Genomic DNA, 2,899 nt, shown 5'->3' on the forward strand with positions numbered 1-2,899 from the left:
CCCCGCGGACGCAGGTGCGACCGCCGATGTCCCGCGTCTGACGCGCCTCTCCCACCGCCCGGTCGGCGAAGACCCCCGCAACGCCCGCTGAGGGGTCGTCCCGCCTCGCCCGGGAACCGTGGTCGGCCTCCCGGCGGATAGGGTCGATGGATGACGGCTGAGCTGAAGACGCGGATGCTGTGGAGCGACCTCCCCGACGAGGTCGTGCGCGAGGTCGAGAGGGTGCTGGACGCGCCGGTGGTCGAGGCGGTCAGCCAGGTCGAGGGCTTCTCACCGGGCAGCGCCGACCGGGTCGTCACCGCGACAGGGCGCCGGGCGTTCGTGAAGACCGTGCATCGCGACCGCAACGAGGGCGCGTACGAACTGCACCAGCGGGAGATCCAGGTCATGCGCCTGCTGCCGGGCACGGTGAGTGCGCCGGCCCTGCTCGGGTCGCTGGTGACCGACGAGTGGGCCGTTCTCGTGCTCGCCGACGTCGAGGGGCGCCATCCCGGCGGAGCGGGGGACGGGTCGGACGTGGTCGCCGTGCTCGACGCCTTCGCGACGTTCCCGAGGCTCGAGGGCGAGTCGCTCTCCGCCCTCCCGTCGGCGGCCGACGAGTTCGCCGAGGAGCAGGCCAGCTGGCGTGTGATCGAGGCGGAGGGCGTGGAGCTGCCGGCCTGGGCCGCCGCCAACCGCGGGCGGCTCCGCACCGCCGCGGAGCGTGTGCTCGAGGTCGTGGCGGGCGATCATCTCCAGCACTACGACGGCCGGGCCGACAACGTGCTGATGGATGCCGAGGGCACGGCGTGGATCATCGACTGGCCGTGGGCCTCGGTCGGTGCGCGCTGGATGGACGGGCTGTTCTACCTGCTCGACGTGAGGCTGCGCGGAGAGACCGTCGACGTCGAGCAGGTGCTGGCGCAGCATCCGCTGTTCGACGGCGTGCCTCCGGCCGACGTCGACTCCGTGCTGGCGGCCGTCACCGGACGCTTCTTCGTGAAGGCTCAGCTGCCCGCCCCGCCCGGCATGCCCACACTTCGCGACTTCCAGTACCGCGAGGCGATCGCGGGGATGGAATGGCTTCGGCAGCGCTGGGGCTGAGTCAGGAGGCCGGGGCGACGGTTGCCCAGGGGACGGTCAGCTCGCCGAGGCGCCAGCGCGACTTGGTCCCCTGCACCGGGATGCCCTGAGCCCGGAGCGTCGTCACGGCCGCGAGCCACCTCTGCACCGGTCCGAAGGTCGACAGGGGAGCGGCGCGGTCCCACTCCCGGTCGAGCGCGGTGAGCAGCTCATGCACCCGCTCGCCCGGGACGTTGCGGTGGATGAGCGCCTTCGGCAGGCGCTCCGCGACGATCCCGGGGTGCTCGAGGTCGGCGAGCCGCAGCGAGATCGTGAACCGCACGGGCAGGCCGTCGGATGCCACATCGACCCAGCTCGCGATGCGCCCCACCTCGTCGCAGGTCCCCTCGAAGAGCATCCCGCCCGGGGCGAGGCGGGAGGCGACGAGCCGCCAGGCATCCGCGACATCAGCCTCGTCGTACTGCCGCAGCACGTTCATCGCGCGGATCACGGCCCGGCGCCCGCCGCCGGGCAGCGGCACCTCGAAGCCGCCCCTCTCGAACGACACCGGCAGGTCGGAGGCGAAGGGAGTCCGACCCGCATGCACGTCCTGCAGCTGGGAGCGCGCCGTGGCCACGCGCTCCGGGTCGAGTTCGAGGCCGATGACCTCGGCATCCGCTCTCCTCTGCCGCAGTCGCTGGGCGAGCTCGAAAGCCGTCACGCCGCTGGCGCCGTAGCCCAGGTCGACGACCAGGGGGTCAGCCGCCTTCCGGAGCGCCTCGGACACTGCGATCCACCGGTCGTTCCGCCGCAGCCGGTTCGTCCCCGTCGTCCCCCGCGTGGGCTGTCCGACCGGTCCGCTCATACTCCTATTCTCCTTCACCCCCTACCTCACTCCGTCCACGTCGTGGGACCCACTCTCATGTGCCTCAGGGCGGAGTGACCTTGTCGGAGTGAGCATCGGGGAGGAGCGAAGCGGAGGGGTCCCCGTTCTGCGAACGAAGACAAGGTCACGGAGCCCGTCCCACAGAAGTCACGTAGCCCACTCTGCACATCGCGTCCCCATAAACTGGACCCCATGACCCGCACTCTGATTCTTCTGCGTCACGGCCAGAGCGAATGGAACCAGCTCAACCTCTTCACGGGCTGGGTCGATGTCCGCCTCACCGAGCAGGGCAAGACCGAGGCACGCCGCGGCGGCGAACTGCTCGCGGAGTCCGGCATCCTGCCCGATGTGCTGCACACCTCGGTGCTGAGCCGCGCGATCCAGACCGCGAACATCGCTCTGGATGCCGCCGACCGGCTGTGGATCCCGGTGACTCGCTCGTGGCGCCTGAACGAGCGTCACTACGGCGCCCTGCAGGGCAAGGACAAGGCCCAGACGCTGGAGGAGTTCGGTCAGGAGCAGTTCATGCTGTGGCGTCGCTCGTTCGACGTGCCGCCGCCCCTGCTCGACGACGCCAGCGAGTTCAGCCAGGTGAACGACCCGCGCTACGTCGGCATCGACGGCGAGGTCCCGCGCACCGAGTCGCTCAAGCTCGTCATCGACCGCCTGCTGCCGTACTGGGAGTCCGCGATCGTCCCCGACCTCGAGGCGGGCAAGACCGTGCTGGTCACCGCCCACGGCAACTCGCTGCGCGGCCTGGTCAAGCACCTGGAGGGCATCAGCGACGACGACATCGCCGAGCTGAACATCCCCACCGGCATCCCGCTGGTCTACGAGCTCGACGACGACAACGTCCCGACCGGCCCCGGCCGCTACCTCGACCCCGAGGCCGCCGCCGCCGGTGCCGCCGCGGTCGCCGCGCAGGGCAAGAAGTAACGCGACGCAGAAGCGGGGCGGATGCTGAACAGCATC

Annotated in this window: 3 protein-coding genes; 2 read left to right on the plus strand and 1 reads right to left on the minus strand. The window is 71.0% G+C overall.

Annotated features, from left to right (window positions below):
* Positions 1-150 precede the first annotated feature (150 nt).
* Positions 151-1,083: a hypothetical protein gene (locus BGN97_RS04030; protein ID WP_292698260.1), complete on the plus strand. Its 933-nt coding sequence runs from the start codon at positions 151-153 to the stop codon at positions 1,081-1,083.
* A 1-nt stretch (position 1,084) separates the two neighbouring features.
* On the opposite strand, the gene BGN97_RS04035 is transcribed toward BGN97_RS04030, so the two are convergent.
* The gene (locus BGN97_RS04035; RefSeq protein ID WP_292698262.1) at positions 1,085-1,906 is read right to left on the minus strand and encodes a class I SAM-dependent methyltransferase; all 822 of its coding nucleotides are present in this window, start codon (positions 1,904-1,906) and stop codon (positions 1,085-1,087) included.
* Positions 1,907-2,119: 213 nt separating this feature from the next.
* Between BGN97_RS04035 and BGN97_RS04040 the strand changes: the two genes are divergently transcribed.
* A complete protein-coding gene (locus BGN97_RS04040; RefSeq protein WP_285636597.1) occupies positions 2,120-2,863 on the plus strand; it encodes a phosphoglyceromutase in 744 nt (247 codons plus the stop codon).
* The last annotated feature ends 36 nt before the right edge of the window (positions 2,864-2,899 follow it).

This window comes from Microbacterium sp. 69-10, from assembly GCF_001897945.1.
In the GTDB taxonomy this organism is placed as follows: domain Bacteria; phylum Actinomycetota; class Actinomycetes; order Actinomycetales; family Microbacteriaceae; genus Microbacterium.

Excerpts from the sequence above, each read along its gene's own strand:
- BGN97_RS04035 (WP_292698262.1), bottom strand. The coding sequence starts at position 1,906 with ATGAGCGGACCGGTCGGACAGCCCACGCGGGGGACGACGGGGACGAAC.
- BGN97_RS04040 (WP_285636597.1), top strand. The coding sequence starts at position 2,120 with ATGACCCGCACTCTGATTCTTCTGCGTCACGGCCAGAGCGAATGGAAC.
- BGN97_RS04030 (WP_292698260.1), top strand. The coding sequence starts at position 151 with ATGACGGCTGAGCTGAAGACGCGGATGCTGTGGAGCGACCTCCCCGAC.